Annotated in this window: 14 protein-coding genes; 12 read left to right on the top strand and 2 right to left on the bottom strand. The window is 68.7% G+C overall.

The window, feature by feature from the left end:
* The first annotated feature begins 118 nt into the window (after positions 1-118).
* Together CGUA_RS12165 and CGUA_RS12160 are read left to right on the top strand one after the other, a co-directional pair.
* Positions 119-778 carry a DedA family protein gene (locus tag CGUA_RS12165; protein WP_290196060.1) on the top strand — a complete coding sequence of 220 codons (660 nt, stop codon included), beginning with the start codon at positions 119-121 and terminating at the stop codon, positions 776-778.
* A 294-nt stretch (positions 779-1,072) separates the two neighbouring features.
* Positions 1,073-2,371: a nuclease-related domain-containing protein gene (locus CGUA_RS12160; RefSeq protein ID WP_290196058.1), complete on the top strand. Its 1,299-nt coding sequence runs from the start codon at positions 1,073-1,075 to the stop codon at positions 2,369-2,371.
* A gap of 46 nt (positions 2,372-2,417) precedes the next feature.
* Here CGUA_RS12160 and CGUA_RS12155 read toward each other — a convergent pair whose 3' ends face one another.
* Positions 2,418-2,951, bottom strand: a complete 534-nt coding sequence (locus tag CGUA_RS12155) for a ferredoxin--NADP reductase domain-containing protein (protein WP_290196056.1) — start codon at positions 2,949-2,951, stop codon at positions 2,418-2,420.
* A gap of 366 nt (positions 2,952-3,317) precedes the next feature.
* Here CGUA_RS12155 and CGUA_RS12150 point away from each other — a divergent pair, with 366 nt between their 5' ends.
* The 10 genes from CGUA_RS12150 (at position 3,318) to CGUA_RS12105 (ending at position 14,221) form a co-directional block, all read left to right on the top strand.
* Positions 3,318-4,994, top strand: a complete 1,677-nt coding sequence (locus CGUA_RS12150) for a nitrite/sulfite reductase (protein ID WP_290196053.1) — start codon at positions 3,318-3,320, stop codon at positions 4,992-4,994.
* Positions 4,994-5,287, top strand: a complete 294-nt coding sequence (locus CGUA_RS12145) for a hypothetical protein (RefSeq protein ID WP_290196051.1) — start codon at positions 4,994-4,996, stop codon at positions 5,285-5,287. Before CGUA_RS12150 ends, CGUA_RS12145 begins: the two co-directional genes overlap by 1 nt.
* A 3-nt stretch (positions 5,288-5,290) precedes the next feature.
* Entirely contained in the window at positions 5,291-6,088 is a 798-nt protein-coding gene (locus tag CGUA_RS12140) for a phosphoadenylyl-sulfate reductase (protein WP_290196048.1), read from the top strand.
* A 35-nt stretch (positions 6,089-6,123) separates the two neighbouring features.
* Positions 6,124-7,041 (top strand): sulfate adenylyltransferase subunit CysD, encoded by a 918-nt coding sequence (cysD, locus tag CGUA_RS12135; protein WP_290196046.1) that lies wholly within the window; start codon positions 6,124-6,126, stop codon positions 7,039-7,041.
* Positions 7,041-8,336 (top strand): sulfate adenylyltransferase subunit 1, encoded by a 1,296-nt coding sequence (locus tag CGUA_RS12130; protein WP_290196044.1) that lies wholly within the window; start codon positions 7,041-7,043, stop codon positions 8,334-8,336. The genes cysD and CGUA_RS12130 overlap by 1 nt, the downstream gene beginning before the upstream one ends.
* Positions 8,337-8,341: 5 nt before the next feature.
* On the top strand, positions 8,342-9,022 hold the full coding sequence (locus CGUA_RS12125; RefSeq protein ID WP_290196042.1) for a sirohydrochlorin chelatase: 681 nt from the start codon (positions 8,342-8,344) through the stop codon (positions 9,020-9,022).
* A gap of 318 nt (positions 9,023-9,340) precedes the next feature.
* Positions 9,341-10,345 carry a sulfite exporter TauE/SafE family protein gene (locus CGUA_RS12120; RefSeq protein ID WP_290196039.1) on the top strand — a complete coding sequence of 335 codons (1,005 nt, stop codon included), beginning with the start codon at positions 9,341-9,343 and terminating at the stop codon, positions 10,343-10,345.
* A 19-nt stretch (positions 10,346-10,364) separates the two neighbouring features.
* A complete protein-coding gene (locus CGUA_RS12115) occupies positions 10,365-11,006 on the top strand; it encodes a nucleosidase (RefSeq protein WP_290196037.1) in 642 nt (213 codons plus the stop codon).
* Positions 11,007-11,196: 190 nt separating this feature from the next.
* Entirely contained in the window at positions 11,197-12,840 is a 1,644-nt protein-coding gene (locus CGUA_RS12110; protein ID WP_290196035.1) for an AbgT family transporter, read from the top strand.
* Position 12,841: 1 nt separating this feature from the next.
* Positions 12,842-14,221, top strand: a complete 1,380-nt coding sequence (locus tag CGUA_RS12105) for a M20 family metallopeptidase (RefSeq protein WP_290196033.1) — start codon at positions 12,842-12,844, stop codon at positions 14,219-14,221.
* On the opposite strand, the gene CGUA_RS12100 is transcribed toward CGUA_RS12105, so the two are convergent.
* Positions 14,218-15,738: an AI-2E family transporter gene (locus tag CGUA_RS12100; RefSeq protein WP_290196031.1), complete on the bottom strand. Its 1,521-nt coding sequence runs from the start codon at positions 15,736-15,738 to the stop codon at positions 14,218-14,220. The two genes, CGUA_RS12105 and CGUA_RS12100, sit on opposite strands and share 4 nt — an antisense overlap.
* Positions 15,739-16,018 lie beyond the last annotated feature (280 nt).

Genomic DNA, 16,018 nt, shown 5'->3' with positions numbered 1-16,018 from the left:
GGAGCACAATGACAGCCACGACCGCCTCCTCCTGGGCTTATTCCCCCACCCGTCCCCCGCATCCCCGGTGGGGCGCAGCGCCGGGCGCCAGCCTGCCGCTCTGGCGGGGTGTCCGCTCATGAGCGGGCTCCTCGCGGCCGTCCTGGCCCTGCCCGCCCTCGCGCTCTATCCGGCAATCACCCTGGCCACCGGCCTGGAGTCGGTCGGCATCCCGGTCCCGGGCGAGACGATCCTGATTTCAGCGGCGTTGCTGGCCCTCCCCCAGAGTTCCTCGATCTCGGTGCTCGGGGTCTTCCTCGCCGCCGTCCTCGGGGCCGCCGTGGGAGACAACGTCGGCTACGCGCTCGGCCGTCGCTACGGCGACGTGCTTCTCGACCGCCTGCAGCGCCGGTTCCCGACCGCGGTGACCCCGCAGCGCCTCGACGGAATGCGGGCTCTCATGGGGCAGCACGGCTTCCCGGTGGTTGCCGGCGGCCGTTTCGTGGCGCTGTTGCGCATGCTCGCGGGTCCCCTCGCCGGTTCGATGCGAATGCCCTACCCGAAGTTCTTCCTGGCCAACCTCGCCGGCGCCGCAGCCTGGGCCGGGCTGATCACGGGCGCAGTGGCGCTGCTCGGAGTCGCGGCGGAGCGCTGGATCAAGGACGCCACCTGGGTGATCGCCGCCCTCGTCGTCATCGGGTTCATCGCCGCGTGGTTCGGTGGCCGCCGGCTGGACGCCTGGCTTCTGCGCACGGGCGAGGCGGCCCGTCAGGGAGGGGAGTCCTGTCCTCCTCGATGAAGATGTCGATGAAGGTGCCGAGTAAGACACCGATGAAGCTGGTGCGGGTCGGCCGGGGGTGGGATGTGGGCGGTAGTCCCCTCGCCAGGGAAAATAGATTGATATGATCATGTCCTCGTGTCGGGGGATTGGAACCGGACGCGTCCGCACGGGAACCGGAGTGGACTCCGGGGACCTCACACCACGAAAGTTGATGATCGATGGGAACGACTGGGGGCTCCCGGCCGTCATTTTCCGGGCCGGGGATTGGCAGAATCCGGCCGGCCTCACGGGAAGAGCGGGGGAGCGACGCTGATGGCCAGGCACGCTAGTCAGGCCCGGGCGGATTATCGGGGGGCGGCCATTGCCGGGGCTTCCGCCGCGGCGAGGGCCGTCAACCTCGGCATCGTCACCCTGGTGCCTTGCGCCGTCGTCCTGGAGTTTCTCGCGCAGTTTCGGGAGCGCCTCCCCCAAATCGAGGACTATCTGCGGGCCATGTCCGGTGTGGCGGACCTCGCCCTGGTCGCTCTCCTGGTGGCCCTGGCGGTGGCCGTCCACCTGGGGCTGGTCGGCCTGGGCCTGGTTCTGGGTTCGCGCCTGACGGCGTGGAAGGTCGCCCTCGGGCTGATCCTGGCGTGGGTGGCACTCCCGGCCACCTGGCTCGGCTGGCGGCTGGCGGTGCAGGGGCACGAAAGCCTGTGGCTGTTCGCGCCGACCTACGTCACCGTCGGATACCTCCTCGGCGTCCTCCGGACGGCACCCGAGTCCATCAAGGTGAAATGGATCGTCGAGGACGTGGTCAATGAGCAGACGCGCCTGGTGGAGGATCTCGGCGAGGAATTTTCGTGGGTGGCGGCTCACCTGGATCTGGCCCGCCCGGAGACGCGGAATGAGCTGCGCCAGCCCCGTGTCGTCAGGCCCCCGGATTTTGAGGTGTTCGGGATGGCCGGAATCACCCTGCTGTCGGGGGTCGGAAAGGGACTGAACCGGCGGGCGGTGTGGCAGGGCATCAAGGGGGAGAAACTCACCACCGACATCATCAGGGACGTCGCGGGGGAGTACCCGGGACTGACCCTGATTCAGAACTTGAAGGTTCCGGGCAGCGACACCTGGGACGTGGATCATGCCGTGGTGTACGGCAACCGGGTGATCCTCATTGACTCGAAGTTCTACCGGAACGGCACCTACGCCTGGGTGGGTGACCATATCGAGGACTACGAGAGGAACGGCAGGTTCAGCATGCCGAACAGCCACGCCAAGGCGGCGAGGGTCGTGGCGGGGCACCTTCCGCCCGACACTGAGGTTGTCGCGATGATCGCCATCCATTCCTCCGACGGGGGCCTGGTCGAGACGTTCAACGCGGGTGACGCCAAACCGCTGCTGGTGAACGCCGCCGACACGGCCCGCGTGATTCGCTCACTGCTCCAGGGGCAGAATCTGTCTCCGGCCGGGCCCGTCCAGGGGGCGCCGGCGCGGCGGCATCAACGTTTGGTGACCCTGCTCGCGGGGAATCAGGAACGCACTGAGGGGCCTGGCGTCCGTCCGCGTCCTGGACGCCCGGAGGCTGGCCCCCGACCAGGGCGGGAAGACGGGGCCGAGGGGCCACTGGCCTAGGGGCGGAACCGCCCGCCCACCTGCCCCCCGCGCGGCGGTGCGGGGGTCAGGGCATCTCCGGAACGGCGTGGGCCTGGGCCACGGCGCGTTCCCAGCCGCGCTGACCGCGACGGACGGAGTCGTCCAGGCGGTACCAGCCGTGCCAGGTGGTGACGGCCAGACCGGCGTCGCGCAGGTCGTCGACCAGGTCGGAGCCGTCCGTGGAGCCGGGACCCAGGGAGCGCAGGTCGAGGTGCCCGGGGGACTGTAGGGCACCGTCAAGCAGACCGACGGTGCTGATGACGGCGTCGTAGTAGCCGGTGAGCAGGACTGCCGGGATGTCGGTCCCGACGGTGACGTTGCCGATGAGGCGGAGATGGGGGCTGATCTGCTCCTCGTCGAGCCGGTCGAGCGCGTCGACGGAGCCTTCGATGGGGGAGTGGGCGCGAACCAGTCCGGCCGCGGTGGGCCGTGAGTCGATGAGGTCGACGCGGACGTCGGCAACGTCGCGCATGCCGTGGCAGATGGCAGTCTCGGCGGTGTGGATGCCGGAGGGGCCGGCGCCGATGACGGCGATCTGCAGCTGGGTGCGTGTGCTCATTGCTTCGCGTACCTTTCAGGGACTCTTAAGGCTTGGGCGGTCACTCATGAACCTCTCTAGACCGCTTGGTCTGTGAATCTAGTGCAGGGTCCACCCGAAGGGCAAGTATTATTCATTTTCCGGCCTTTACATTCTTGGTCCGGCATTTGATTCAGCCGGGTCGGGTTGTCCATAATTGGTGCTCAGGCCATTAACCGACCGGAAATCCCCGCCCGGCCCACTCCGGGCTGGTCGGGACTTATTGCGCAGACAGAGTGGTTCAGTTAGGTTCAATCCGAACCGCACGGCCGCGTGTTTGACGGCCGTGCCCGAGTGGCTTGAGCAGACTGCTCTGTCTGCATTTGATCGAGTTTGGAGACGATTCCCATGACGACCACGACCGCGACGCCGGCCCGGAAGCCGCGTGCCAAGAAGCCCGAGGGCCAGTGGAAGATCGACGGCATGACCCCCCTCAACCATGATGAGGAGATCAAGCAGGTGGCGCCGGGCATCTCCGTGATGCAGCGTGTCATCGACACGTACTCCAAGGAGGGTTTCGACTCCATCGAGGAGACGGATCTGTACCCGCGCATGAAGTTCGTGGGCATGTACACCCAGCGCAAGCAGAACCTAGGCGGGGAGCACACCGGCAAGGACAACGCCGAGCTGCACGACAAGTACTTCATGATGCGCATCCGCTTCGACGGCGGCCAGTCCTCCCCGGAACGGGCCCGGGTCGTGGGTGAGATCTCCCGCGACTACGCCCGCTCCACCGTCGACTTCACCGACCGGCAGAACATCCAGCTGCACTGGGTGCGCATCGAGGACGCGCCGGCGATCTGGGAGAAGCTGGCCACCGTCGGCCTGGACACTCTCGACGCCTGCGGCGACGTCCCGCGTGTCATCCTCGGTTCCCCGGTCGCCGGCGTCGCCGCCGACGAGATCGTCGACGGGCAGCCGGCCATCGACTACATCCACGAGCACCTGCTGCCGCGCGAGGAGTTCCAGAACCTGCCCCGCAAGTTCAAGTCCTCGATTTCCGGCAACGCCCGCCAGGACGTCACCCACGAGATTCAGGACCTCGCCTTTCAGGGCGTCGTTCATCCGGAGCTGGGCCCCGGTTTCCAGGTCTTCGTCGGTGGCGGCCTGTCGACCAACCCGATGCTGGCCCAGTCCCTCGGGGTTTTCGTCACCGTCGACGAGGTCCCGGAGGTGTGGGCCGGTGTGGTCGGCATCTTCCGTGACTACGGTTATCGTCGCCTGCGCAACCGTGCGCGCCTGAAGTTCCTCGTCGCCGAGTGGGGGCCGGAGAAGTTCCGCCAGATCCTCGAGGACGAGTACCTCGAGCGTAAGCTGCCGGACGGCCCGAATCCGCCGAGCAACCTCATCGACCGCGACCACATCGGGGTGCATGAGCAGGCCGACGGCAGGTTCTACATCGGTGCCAAGCCGACCCTGGGCCACATGTCCGGTGAGCAGCTCATCGCGGTCGCCGACCTGGCCGAGAGGTACGGCCTGACCCGCATCCGACACACCCCCTTCAAGGAGATCCTCTTCCTGGATCTGGAGAAGGATCAGATCGAGGACTTCTCCCGCGAGCTCGACGAGCTCGGGCTCTACGCCAGCCCCTCCGAGTTCCGCCGTGGCCTGCTCTCCTGCACGGGCCTGGAGTTCTGCAAGCTGGCGCACGTGACCACCAAATCCCGCGCCATCGAGCTGGCCGACGAGCTGGAGGAGCGCTTCGGGGACCTGGATTCCCCGATCACCATCTCCCTCAACGGTTGCCCCAACGCCTGCGCCCGCACCCAGGTCTCCGACATCGGCCTGAAGGGCCAGACCGTCACAGACGCCGAGGGCAACCGCGTCGAGGGCTTCCAGGTCCACCTGGGCGGCACCGTCGGCGAGGGGGCGAACTTCGGCCGCAAGATCCGCGGCCACAAGGTCACCTCCACCGAGCTGACGGACTATGTCGTCCGCGTCGTCTCCAACTACAAGGAGAAGCGCGCCGAGGGCGAGATCTTCCGGGACTGGGTGCTGCGCGCCGACGAGGAGGACATCAAGTAATGGCCTTCCGCCGGGAACCGAACCCCAACCGCAACCATCCGACCCACTGCCCCTACTGCGGCGGCATGGATCTCTTCCCCGACGAGGAAGGCGATTTCGCCTGGGCCTGCCAGGAATGTCTGCGCGTGTTCTCGGTGATGTTCCACGGCCAGAATGATCCGGTCCATCAGCCTGCCCCCGCCGTGTCCACCGAGGAGGCGTGGCAGAAGTCGCTCGATCGGCACGGTCACAGTGCAAAATTCGGCGTTTCAGGGGAGACTGGATCAGATTCACAGCACGAAGGAGAGAAGTAGACGATGGTCACCAGCATCAATCTGCTCGGCGGCGGGGGCGGCGAGGCCGCCTTCCGCGACCCGGCCGTCAGCCCGGAGGGCAAGCGCAGCGCCGACCCGCTGCCCGCGGACATCGCCGCGCGTAACGAGGAGCTTGTCGACGCCTGGGCCGACCGGCTCTACCATGAGACCGCCGACAACATCCTCGACTGGACCAGGGAGTACGCGCCGGGACCGGTCGTGCTGACCATGAGCATGGAGAACACCGTGCTGGTGGACCTGGCGCAGGGGCGTCTGCCGGGCGTCGACATGGTCTTCCTCGACACCGAGTACCACTTCGCCGAGACCCTCACCGTCGCCGACGAGGTCGAGGCGCGCTACCCGGGCAACAAGCTCATCCGCGCGAAGGCCATCCTCTCCCGTCAGGAGCAGGACGAGACCTACGGCAAGAACATGTACCAGTGGAACCCGACCGCCTGCTGCCGCATGCGCAAGGTTGAACCCATCCAGCGTGAGCTCAGCGCCTACGTCGGCGCCGTCGACGGCCTGCGCCGCGCCGACGGGCCGACCCGCGCCGACGCGCCGGCCCTCTCCCTGAACAAGACCGGTCGCCTGAAGATCTCGCCGATCATCACCTGGAGCCTGGCGGACACCGAGGACTACATCCGCAGCCACGACCTGATCAGCCACCCGCTGACCTACCAGGGCTACCCCTCCATCGGCTGTGCCACCTGCACCCTTCCGGTGGCCCCCGGCGAGGACCCGCGGGCCGGCCGCTGGGCCGGCTCGGGCAAGACCGAGTGCGGACTGCACACCGATTAGCCGACGACCATCCCCAACGAATGAGCGAGAAGACAATGACGACGACAGTGACTGAGACAGCCTTGTCCCCGCACCTGCGGGACCTGGAGAACGAGTCCATCCACATCCTGCGCGAGGTCGCCGGCCAGTTCGACAAGGTCGGCCTGCTGTTCTCCGGCGGCAAGGACTCCTGCGTGGTGTTCGAGCTGGCCCGGCGCGCCTTCGCCCCGGCGGCCGTGCCCTTCGAGCTGGTCCACGTGGACACCGGCCACAACTTCCCGGAGGTCATCGAGTTCCGTGACCGGCTGGTCGCCGAAACCGGGGCCCGGCTTCACGTCGCCCTGGTCCAGGACTGGATCGACCGCGGCGACCTGCAGGAGCGCCCGGACGGCACCCGCAACCCGCTGCAGACCGTCCCGTTGGTGGAGACCATCGCCGAGCGCGGCTACGACGCCGTCCTCGGCGGCGCCCGCCGCGACGAGGAGAAGGCCCGCGCCAAGGAGCGTGTCTTCTCCGTGCGCGACTCCTTCGGTGGCTGGGATCCGCGTCGCCAGCGCCCCGAGCTGTGGAGCCTCTACAACGGCGAGAAGCTGCCGGGTGAGAACGTCCGCGCCTTCCCGATCTCCAACTGGACCGAGACCGACGTCTGGGAGTACATCGGCGCCCGCGGCATCGAGCTGCCGAGCATCTACTTCGCCCACGAGCGCGAGGTCTTCAACCGGGGCGGCATGTGGCTGACCGCCGGTGAGTGGGGCCAGCCGAAGAAGGGGGAGGAGCTCGAGACCCGCACCGTGCGCTACCGCACCGTCGGCGACATGAGCTGCACCGGCGCCGTTGACTCCGACGCCACCACCATCGACGAGGTGCTGGCCGAGATTTCCGTGTCCACCCTCACTGAGCGCGGCGCCACCCGCGCCGATGACCGACTGTCCGAATCCGCCATGGAAGACCGCAAGAAGGAGGGCTACTTCTGATGAGTGCTCCCGTTACCGAGACCACCCGCCACATCTTCGACGACCGCGAGACCCTGCGCCTGTGCACGGCCGGCTCCGTCGACGACGGCAAGTCCACCTTCGTCGGTCGCCTGCTGCATGACACCAAGTCCGTCCTCGCCGACACCCTGGACTCCGTCCAGCGCTCCTCGGAGGACCGCGGTTTCGAGGGCCTGGACCTGTCCCTGCTGGTCGACGGCCTGCGCGCCGAGCGGGAGCAGGGCATCACCATTGACGTCGCCTACCGCTACTTCGCCACCGACGAGCGCGCCTTCATCCTGGCCGACTGCCCGGGCCACGTGCAGTACACCCGCAACACCGTCACCGGCATGTCCACCTCGCAGGTCGTCGTCGTGCTTGTCGACGCCCGCCACGGCGTCGTCGAGCAGACCGTCCGCCACCTGACGATCGCCTCCCTCCTGGGCGTCAAGACCGTCATCCTGGCCGTCAACAAGATCGATCTGGTCGACTACTCCGAGAAGGTGTTCCGCGAGATCGAGGAGACCTTCACCGCGAAGGCCGCCGAGCTGGGCGTCGCCGAACCCCATGTCGTCCCGATCTCCGCGCTCAAGGGCGACAACGTCGTCGAGGCCAGCACCAACATGGACTGGTACACCGGCCCGACCGTGCTGCAGGTCCTCGAGTCCGTTCCGGTGGCCCACGGCCGCGCCGACGAGCTCGACTTCCATTTCCCGATCCAGTACGTCATCCGCGAGCACGCCACCGACTACCGCGGTTACGCCGGCCGCGTCGAGGCCGGCTCCGTCAGCGTCGGCGACGAGGTCTCCCTGCCGTACGGCCGCACCTCGACCGTCACCGCCATCGACACCTCCGACGGACTCGAGACGGCCAGGACCGCCAACGCCGGGGACTCCGTCACCCTGCGCCTGGCCGACGACATCGACCTGGTCCGCGGCGACCTCATCATGGGCGGCGAGCGCCCGGAGTCGGTCCGCACCTTCGAGGCGACCCTCGTCGGCATGAGCGAGCGCGAGATCAAGCTCGGTCAGCAGGTCAAGGTCCGCTACGGCGCCCGCCTGGAGCGCGGCCGCGTCGCCGCCATCGACCGTGTCCTCGACATCGACGATCCGGCCCATGACCGCGAGGAGCCGGGCGTGGTCCAGCTCAACGAGATCGCCCACGTCACCATCGAGGTCGCGCAGGAGATTCCGGTCGAGGAGTACGCCGCCCGCGGCGCGGTCGGCAACTTCCTGCTCATCGACAAGGCCTCCGGCAACACCCTGGCCGCCGGCTTCGTCGGCACGCGCCTGCGCTGACGACGATGACCCACCTGATTCTGCTGTCCCACGGCTCGCGTCACCCGCGGGCCCACGAGGGCGTGGAGAAGCTGGCCGGGGCCACCGCCGCCCTGCTCGGCGACGCCGCCGCGTCGGTGCGCGTCGCCCACCTCGACTTCGACGAGGAACGCACGCTGGACAAGGTGGCCGTCGGCGTGGACCGGGCGGTCGTGGTCCCGCTCCTGTTCGCGGGTGGTTTCCACACCCGTTACGACGTTCCGCAGGAGATCGTCGCGGCTGAGGAGGCCACCGGCGCCCGGCTGCGGCTGGCCGACATTCTCGGGGCCGGCGCGGACATGGCGGAGCTGCTCGCGACCTCCGTGCGGGAACGGGCCGCTCCCGACGCGCACGTGGTGCTCTACTCCGTGGGCTCCTCCATCGGACAGGCCCAGGACAACGTGCGCGCCCTGGCGCCGATGATCGCCGATCGCACCGGGCGGGCAGTCGAGTTCATTTCCGCGACGAACATGGAGCGCTCCGTCGCGGACGCGGTCGCGGAGTTCGACCCCGTGCACCTGCTGCCGCTGTTCGTCACCGACGGGCTGCTACTGGATCTGGCCCACCGGGCCCTGGGGGAGAGCTCCACCGCCTCCGGTCCGCTGGGTGCGGAGCTGGCCGGCGTCGTCGCCGACCGGTACCGCGCCGCCCTCGCCCTGTCGCGCTGATCCCCGACGTGCCCCGCCGGCGGCGCCGCGTCCTTCCGGCCGGTCCGGAATGGGTGCGTCCCGCCGGTTGCGCGGAATCTTTCCGTTCCACTCGGTAGCCTCGGCGGGGAGTGGCCGGGGATCCTCGGCCAGCAAAATCTAGACCAGTCGGTCTGCACAGTCTCGATGTGGCGGTGTTTCTATTCCGGCTAATCTCTCTTTTTATTCGCCCTGTGCTGCATGAATGGAAATGTGTCAATTGTAGACAGTATGGTCCATTCGTCCGTAGGGTGTGAGTCGTCACATCCACTACGCATCCGTACCTGAGGAGGCGCCCTCATGCGCACCCTGATTCTCATTGCCCTGGCGGGCCTGGCCGCCCAGCTGGTTGACGGCGGCCTGGGGATGGGCTTCGGCGTTACCTCGACGACGATGCTGATCACCCTCGCGGCCCTGACGCCCGCCGCGGCCTCCGCCGTGGTCCATACTGCGGAGGTCGGGACGACGCTCGTGTCGGGTTTCAGTCACTGGCGCTTCGGTAACGTCCATTGGCCGACCGTCGCCCGGATCGGCGTCCCGGGCGCCGTCGGCGCCTTCGCCGGCGCGACCTTCCTCTCGTCGATCTCGACGGCCTCCGCCCGGCCGGTGACCACGGCGATTCTTTCCGTCATCGGCATCGTGCTCGTCATCCGCTTCTCCCGGGGACGGGTACGCCGCGAGGTGGCGGCGAAGCAGCACTCCACACCCTTCTACGGTGTCCTCGGGCTGTTCGGCGGCTTCATCGACGCCTCCGGCGGTGGTGGCTGGGGGCCGGTGACCACATCCACGCTGCTGGCCGCGGGCCGCAACGAGCCGCGCCGCATCATCGGCACCGTCAACACCGCCGAGTTCCTGGTGTCGGCGGCCGCCACCGCCGGTTTCGCCATCGGTCTCTGGGACGACCTCATCGCCAACCTGGCCGCCGTCCTCGCGCTGCTCATCGGCGGCGCTCTCGGCGCCCCGATCGCCGCGTGGGCGGTCTCCCGGATCAACGCGGTGGCGCTCGGCGGCGTCGTCGGCACGATGATCGTGTTCATCAACCTGCCCACGGTGCTCACCGAGCTCGGCGTCACCGGGGTGTGGATGACGATCGCCCGCGCCCTCATCCTGCTCGTCGGTCTGGGGGCCGCCCTGCTCGGCGTCCTGCGCGCCCGCCGCAACGCGGTGGCGGAGGTCGTGCCCGCCTCCGTCACCGTCGCACCGCATCGCTCCGAGGCGGAGACGGTGGCGGAGGCGGAGGCGGAGGCGGAAGCCCGACCGGAATCGGCGGTGGAGACCGGTTCCGGGGGCCGGTCCCTGCGCTGAGCCGGACTAGTCTGAGGGGATGACCCGCATTCTCTTCGTCGTGGCCACGCCGCAGGAGGCCGCCGACATCCCGGCCGGCCCCGAGGCTGCCGCCGACACCGATCTGCTCATCACCGGCATCGGGCTGCTCAACGCGAGCATCGCGCTGACCCGTCGCCTGGCCGAGCGCCCCGGCGCCTACGCCCACATCATCAACGTCGGCACCGCCGGCGCTGTCGTGGACACCCACGCCCCCGTGCACGGCTTCCACGAGGTCACCTCCGCCTTCCAGCATGACCTTTCCGACGAGCTCATCGGCGCGATTGTCGGGCGCCCGTGGCCCAACCTGCTCGAGATTCCGGCGGTCACCGACCTGCCGGCGGCTCGCCTGGCGACCGGCGACTCCTTCATCTCCAGCGCCGCCGAGCGCGAGCGCATCGCGGGCCGGGGCGCGCAGCTGGTGGACATGGAAGGTTACGCCGTCGCCCGCGTCGCCGCCGAGTACGGGGTGCCGGTCACGCTGATCAAGCAGGTCTCCGACTCGGCCGATGATGACGCCGCCGGCCAGTGGGTGGAGTCGGCCATTGCGGGCTCGGCGTCGCTGGCGGAGACGCTGGCGGGCGTCGCCGCGCAGATTTCCGGGCGCGGGGAGTCCGTTCCCCCGGTTCGTTGGCCGGCCTAGCCGTTTCGGACACCCCCGCCAGATCACGAAAAGATAACAAAGGGCGGGAACGCGGACATACTGATGTGAGACACCTAACGTTGCGCGGGTACAGCCGAACTGCCTCATCAGTGAACTCTGATGGCGGGAATTCCGATTCCCGGCCTTCGGAATCCGGGGGCAGCCCGACCGACGACTAAGGAGTGCCCTCGTGAGCACACCCCAGGAAACCACCCTTCAGCAGGCCCCCGGCGTCGACGAGCAGGAGCGGGGGCGGGAATCCTCCGGCGTCCTCGACCGATTCCTCAACGGCGTCGAGTGGCTCGGCAACAAACTCCCCGAACCCTTCGCCCTCTTCCTCGGCCTGTTCCTGATCACGGGCGTCCTCTCGACCGTCATGGCTTGGCGGGACGTCACGGTCCAGGTTCCCGGGGCCGAGGAGATCACCGAAGTCAGGGGCTTGTTCACCGGCGAAGGCATGGTGTGGCTGACGACCACCATGGCCGAGAACTACATCGGCTTCCCGCCCCTGCTGACCGTGCTGCCGATTCTGCTGGGCGTCGGCGTGGCCGAGCGCTCCGGGATGCTCTCGGCGCTCATCCGCAAGCTCTTCGGCACCGCCCGGAAATGGGTGCTGCCCTACGCGGTCGGACTGGTCGGCGTGACCGCCTCGGTGATGGCCGACGCCTCCTGGGTCGTCGTCCCGCCACTGGCGGCGATGGTGTTCAAGGCGGCCGGGCGCCACCCCGTCGCGGGTCTGCTCGGCGGATTCGCCGCCGTCGGCGCGGGCTACTCCACGGCGCTGGTCCCCACCAGCCTGGACGCCCTGTTCGCGGGCATCACCAACGCGGTCATGACGACGCTGCCGGAGATGGGCGCGACCGAGGTCAACGTCTTGTCCAACTACTTCTTCAACGTCGCCGGCGCGGTCGTGCTCGGCCTCATCGCGGGCGTCATCATCGACCGGGTGCTGGAGCCGCGACTGTGGCGGCAGGACGTGCCGACCGAGCAGATCGTCGAGGACCGGGCCGCCGAGGCCGCCCGCGGCGACCGCGACGAGCACGGCAACGACCTTCCCGTCGAGCTCAGCCCCGCGGAGAACCGGGGCCTGGCCGGGTCCCTCATCTCGGTTCTCGTCGTCACCCTGGTCATCCTCGCGGCCGCACTGCCGGCCGGGTCGCCCTGGCGCAACGAGGACGGCGGTTTCCTGCCGAGCTCCCCGCTGCTCAGCTCGATCGTCTTCATCGTCTTCGTCTACTTCCTCGTCGCCGGCCTTGTCTACGGGGCGGCCGTGGGCACCGTCCGCGGCGTCGGCGACATGGTCACGATGATGGGGGAATCGCTCAAGGACATGGTCGGCTTCCTCGTCCTGGCCTTCATTCTGGGGCAGTTCGTCGCCCTGTTCTCCTGGACCGGCATCGGCACCTGGACCGCGGTCCAGGGCGCCTCCTTCCTGGAGTCGATCGGGCTGACCGGCTTTCCGGCCATCCTGGCGTTCATCGTGCTGGCCTCCCTGCTCAACCTGCTGATCATCTCCGGTTCGGGCATGTGGACCCTGCTCGGGGCGGTGTTCGTCCCCATGTTCGCCCTGCTCGGCTATGAACCGGCCTTCATTCAGGCGGCCTTCCGCGTCGGCGACTCCGCCACCCAGGTGATGACCCCGCTCAACCCCTTCATGATCCTCATCATCGGCATGCTGCGCCGCTACGAACCCCAGGCGGGCCTGGGCACCGTGATGAGTCGCATGATGCCCTTCGTCATCCCGTTCTGGGTTGCCTGGGTGCTGCTGCTGGCGCTGTGGTTCTACGCCGACCTGCCGCTGGGCCCGGGCGCGGGCATCATGATCGGGGGCTGACATGGCTGACTCCGACCCCCGCCTGACCCCCTCGACAGCCTTCCTCGAGCACACCCGCGCGAGTGTCGCGCGCCGCGTCGAGACCTTCACCGCCCGCGCCGGGCGCACCCGGCCACCGGGGGAGGACTATCCGGGTCAGGCCGCGCTGTGGGCGGCGATCGACGCGCACGTCGGCTCGCTGGCCCCGGACCTGACGGCCCTGGCCGAGGACCTCCACGGGCACCCGGAGACCGCCTTCGAGGAATTCCGTTCGCGCGACGCGCTGGCGGATCTGCTGCGCGGGCACGACCAGGACGTCGAGGTGGGGGTACATGGCGTAGCGACCTCGCTGCGGGCCGAGTGGGCCGCACCCGGTTTCGACGCCGCCCGGCACCCCACCGTCGCCGTGATGTCCGAGTACGACGCGCTGCCCGGCATCGGCCACGCCTGCGGGCACAACATCATCGCCGCCGCCGGCGCGGGCGCCTACCTCGCCGCCGTCCGTGCCCTGGCGGAGACCCCGGGCGCGCCGGTCCGCGTGAGCCTGCTCGGGACGCCCGCAGAGGAGGGCCATTCCGGCAAGGAGTACATGATCCGCGGCGGCATGCTCACCGACGTCGACGCCGCCGTCATGGTCCATCCCTTCTCCTACGACATCGCCTCGCACACCTGGATCGGGCGCCGCGTGCTCACCGCCCGCTACCGTGGCGTCCCCGCCCACGCCTCCTCGCAACCGTTCATGGGTCGCAACGCGCTCGACGCCGCGACGCTCGCCTACCAGGGCATCGGCCTCATGCGTCAGCAGATGCCGCCGAGCGACCGCGTCCACGCGGTCATCTCCGACGGCGGCGAACGGCCCTCCGTCGTCCCCGGGGAGGCGGAGCTGACGATCTACGTGCGCTCCCAGCTGGCCGACGCCCTGCAGGACCTGTCCGCCCGCGTCGACGACATCCTGCGCGGCGCGGCGCTCATGGCCGGCGTCGCCGTGGAGATCGACTGGGATCCGCACCCCGCCAGTCTGCCGATCCGAAACAACCAGACCCTGGCCCGGCGCTGGGCGGGCACCCAGGCGCGCCTCGGCCGCGTCGCCATGCCCGGTGGCATCGTCCCCGACTCCCTGGCGGCCTCCACCGACTTCGGCAACGTCTCGCACCTGGTGCCGGGCATTCACCCGATGGTCAAGGTCGCCCCGGAGTCGGTCGCGCTGCACACCGAGGCCTTCGAGCGCTGCTCGCGCGGCCCGGCGGCCGACCGCGCGACGCTCGACTCCGCAGCCGGGCTGGCCCAGGTCGTCGCCGACCTGGCACGTGATCCGGATCTGCTTGCCGACGCCAGAAAGGAGTTCGACGCCGCCGGCGGACCGGTCGGCGTCGACGAGCTCTTCAATCTGGGCGGCGACTAGGCGTTCCTGTCGTGTTCGGGGTCGGTGGCGACGGTGCCGTCCGAGGTGGAGTCGGTGATGTCCTCCTCCGAGGCCTCCTTGGCGATGGTGTAGTCATCGGACTTGCTGGCCGCGGTGGAACCGCCCAGGGAGGCCGGTTCCGGCTCCGGGGCCTTGCGCTCGTCCTTCTTGCCGACGCTCTTGAGCTGTTCGCGGACGGCGAGGAACGCCTCCCGCGAACTCAGTGACCTGCCTCTCGCCGTGGCCAGCTCGATGTCGTCGACGGTGATCTCACCGGCGCGCAGGCCGACCATCTCCGAGTGGTAGCGGAACCAGACCCCGAGGATCGCGGCGAAGGGGACCGCGAGGAAGGCGCCGAGGATGCCGAAGAGCGCGGAACCGACCGTCACCGAGAGCAGGACGACGGCGGCGTGCAGGTTCATGGCCTTGGACTGCAGGGCCGGCTGGAGGACGTTGCCCTCGATCTGCTGAACGGCCAGGACGATGACCAGGACGATCAACGCGTCGGTGAGCCCGTTGGTGACCAGCGCGACGACGACCGCCAGGGCGCCGGCGGCGAAAGCGCCGACGATGGGGATGAACCCGCCGAAGAAGGTGATCACCGCAAGCACCACGGCCATCGGGATCTGCAGGATGATCAGGCCGGCGCCGATGAGCGTCGCGTCGACGAAGGAGACGATCGCCTGGGTCTGGATGTAGCCGGAGAGGGTGTTCCAGGAGCGGGTCAGGACCTCGGAGAGGTGCCAACCGGCCCGGTATCCCGTGTAGCGGCGGACCATCGGCAGGAACTTCTCGCCGTCCTTGAGGATGAAGAACGTGATCACCAGCATGATGAACATGGTCGTGCCGACCGTGGCGGCGATGGAGATGCCCGACGACAGGCCCGAGAGGATGTTCTGCGACTGGTTGCGCAGGAAGTTCACCCCGTCCTGGAGCAGGCCGTCAACGTTGAACTGCTCGATGTTGAGGTTGAGGGGCGGGCCCTGCAGCCAGCCGATGATCTGGTCGATGCCGCTGGAGGCCTGGTCGATGATCTCGCGTCCCTGGCTGCGGACGGTCGGCGCCATGGCCGCGAAGATCGCCACGAAGATGACGAAGAAGCCGAGCAGTGTGCTCAGGGCGGCGAGCGCGCCCGGCACCCCGGCGTTGCGCATCTTGCGCGAGACGGGCCACAGCACCGAGGCCAGGATGAGCGCCAGGACGACCGGCAGGATGCCGATCCACACGTACCCGAGCAGGCGGAAACCGAGGAAGGCGGCGATGGCCACGATGATGAAGCGCAGTGACCAGCCCGCCAGGACGCGGCCGTCGTGGCCGAGGATGGAAGAGCGGTCCCAGGTCTCGTCCGCGGTGTCGGGCGCGGGTTTCCGGGGCGCTTCGTCCGTGGCGACGTGGTTCGTGGAGTCGGGGTCGGCCGGGGCGGGGAACACCTGCTCCGAGACGCCGGGGGAGTCCACGACGCGATCCGAGAAGTCACGCGAGTTGCGACGCGACGACGGGTTCGGGTCTGAGTTCATGTTGGGGCTTCCTGCTGGAACGGCAGTGGTGCGGGAAGTGCCCGGGCCACTGGAAAAGGGCGGCTGATACAGTGCGCCACTCTAGTCACTGGACGGAGATCCTGGCGTGGGGGAGCGGAAGAGGGGCCGAGGTGAATGGATCCGGCGCTGTCGTCGCCGGTCCGGTCGAGATGCTCCCCGGCGGGGTTCACTCCACCCATGCTGGGTAAACGGGGAAACTTGAGTCGGTCGGGAACAAGTTGGTGGAGTGGGCCGTTGTTAGGTGTGTCAGGTTGAGTGT

It is taken from the genome of Corynebacterium guangdongense, from assembly GCF_030408915.1.
Taxonomy (GTDB): Bacteria; Actinomycetota; Actinomycetes; order Mycobacteriales; family Mycobacteriaceae; genus Corynebacterium; species Corynebacterium guangdongense.
Note: the sequence above shows the minus strand (reverse complement) of the source record. Positions and strands in the feature narration are given on the sequence as shown.

Bases quoted from the DNA above. Each gene is read 5' to 3' on its own strand.
- CGUA_RS12165 (WP_290196060.1), top strand. From the start codon at position 119: ATGAGCGGGCTCCTCGCGGCCGTCCTGGCCCTGCCCGCCCTCGCGCTC.
- CGUA_RS12160 (WP_290196058.1), top strand. From the start codon at position 1,073: ATGGCCAGGCACGCTAGTCAGGCCCGGGCGGATTATCGGGGGGCGGCC.
- CGUA_RS12155 (WP_290196056.1), bottom strand. From the start codon at position 2,951: ATGAGCACACGCACCCAGCTGCAGATCGCCGTCATCGGCGCCGGCCCC.
- CGUA_RS12150 (WP_290196053.1), top strand. From the start codon at position 3,318: ATGACGACCACGACCGCGACGCCGGCCCGGAAGCCGCGTGCCAAGAAG.
- CGUA_RS12145 (WP_290196051.1), top strand. From the start codon at position 4,994: ATGGCCTTCCGCCGGGAACCGAACCCCAACCGCAACCATCCGACCCAC.
- CGUA_RS12140 (WP_290196048.1), top strand. From the start codon at position 5,291: ATGGTCACCAGCATCAATCTGCTCGGCGGCGGGGGCGGCGAGGCCGCC.
- cysD (WP_290196046.1), top strand. From the start codon at position 6,124: ATGACGACGACAGTGACTGAGACAGCCTTGTCCCCGCACCTGCGGGAC.
- CGUA_RS12130 (WP_290196044.1), top strand. From the start codon at position 7,041: ATGAGTGCTCCCGTTACCGAGACCACCCGCCACATCTTCGACGACCGC.
- CGUA_RS12125 (WP_290196042.1), top strand. From the start codon at position 8,342: ATGACCCACCTGATTCTGCTGTCCCACGGCTCGCGTCACCCGCGGGCC.
- CGUA_RS12120 (WP_290196039.1), top strand. From the start codon at position 9,341: ATGCGCACCCTGATTCTCATTGCCCTGGCGGGCCTGGCCGCCCAGCTG.
- CGUA_RS12115 (WP_290196037.1), top strand. From the start codon at position 10,365: ATGACCCGCATTCTCTTCGTCGTGGCCACGCCGCAGGAGGCCGCCGAC.
- CGUA_RS12105 (WP_290196033.1), top strand. From the start codon at position 12,842: ATGGCTGACTCCGACCCCCGCCTGACCCCCTCGACAGCCTTCCTCGAG.
- CGUA_RS12100 (WP_290196031.1), bottom strand. From the start codon at position 15,738: ATGAACTCAGACCCGAACCCGTCGTCGCGTCGCAACTCGCGTGACTTC.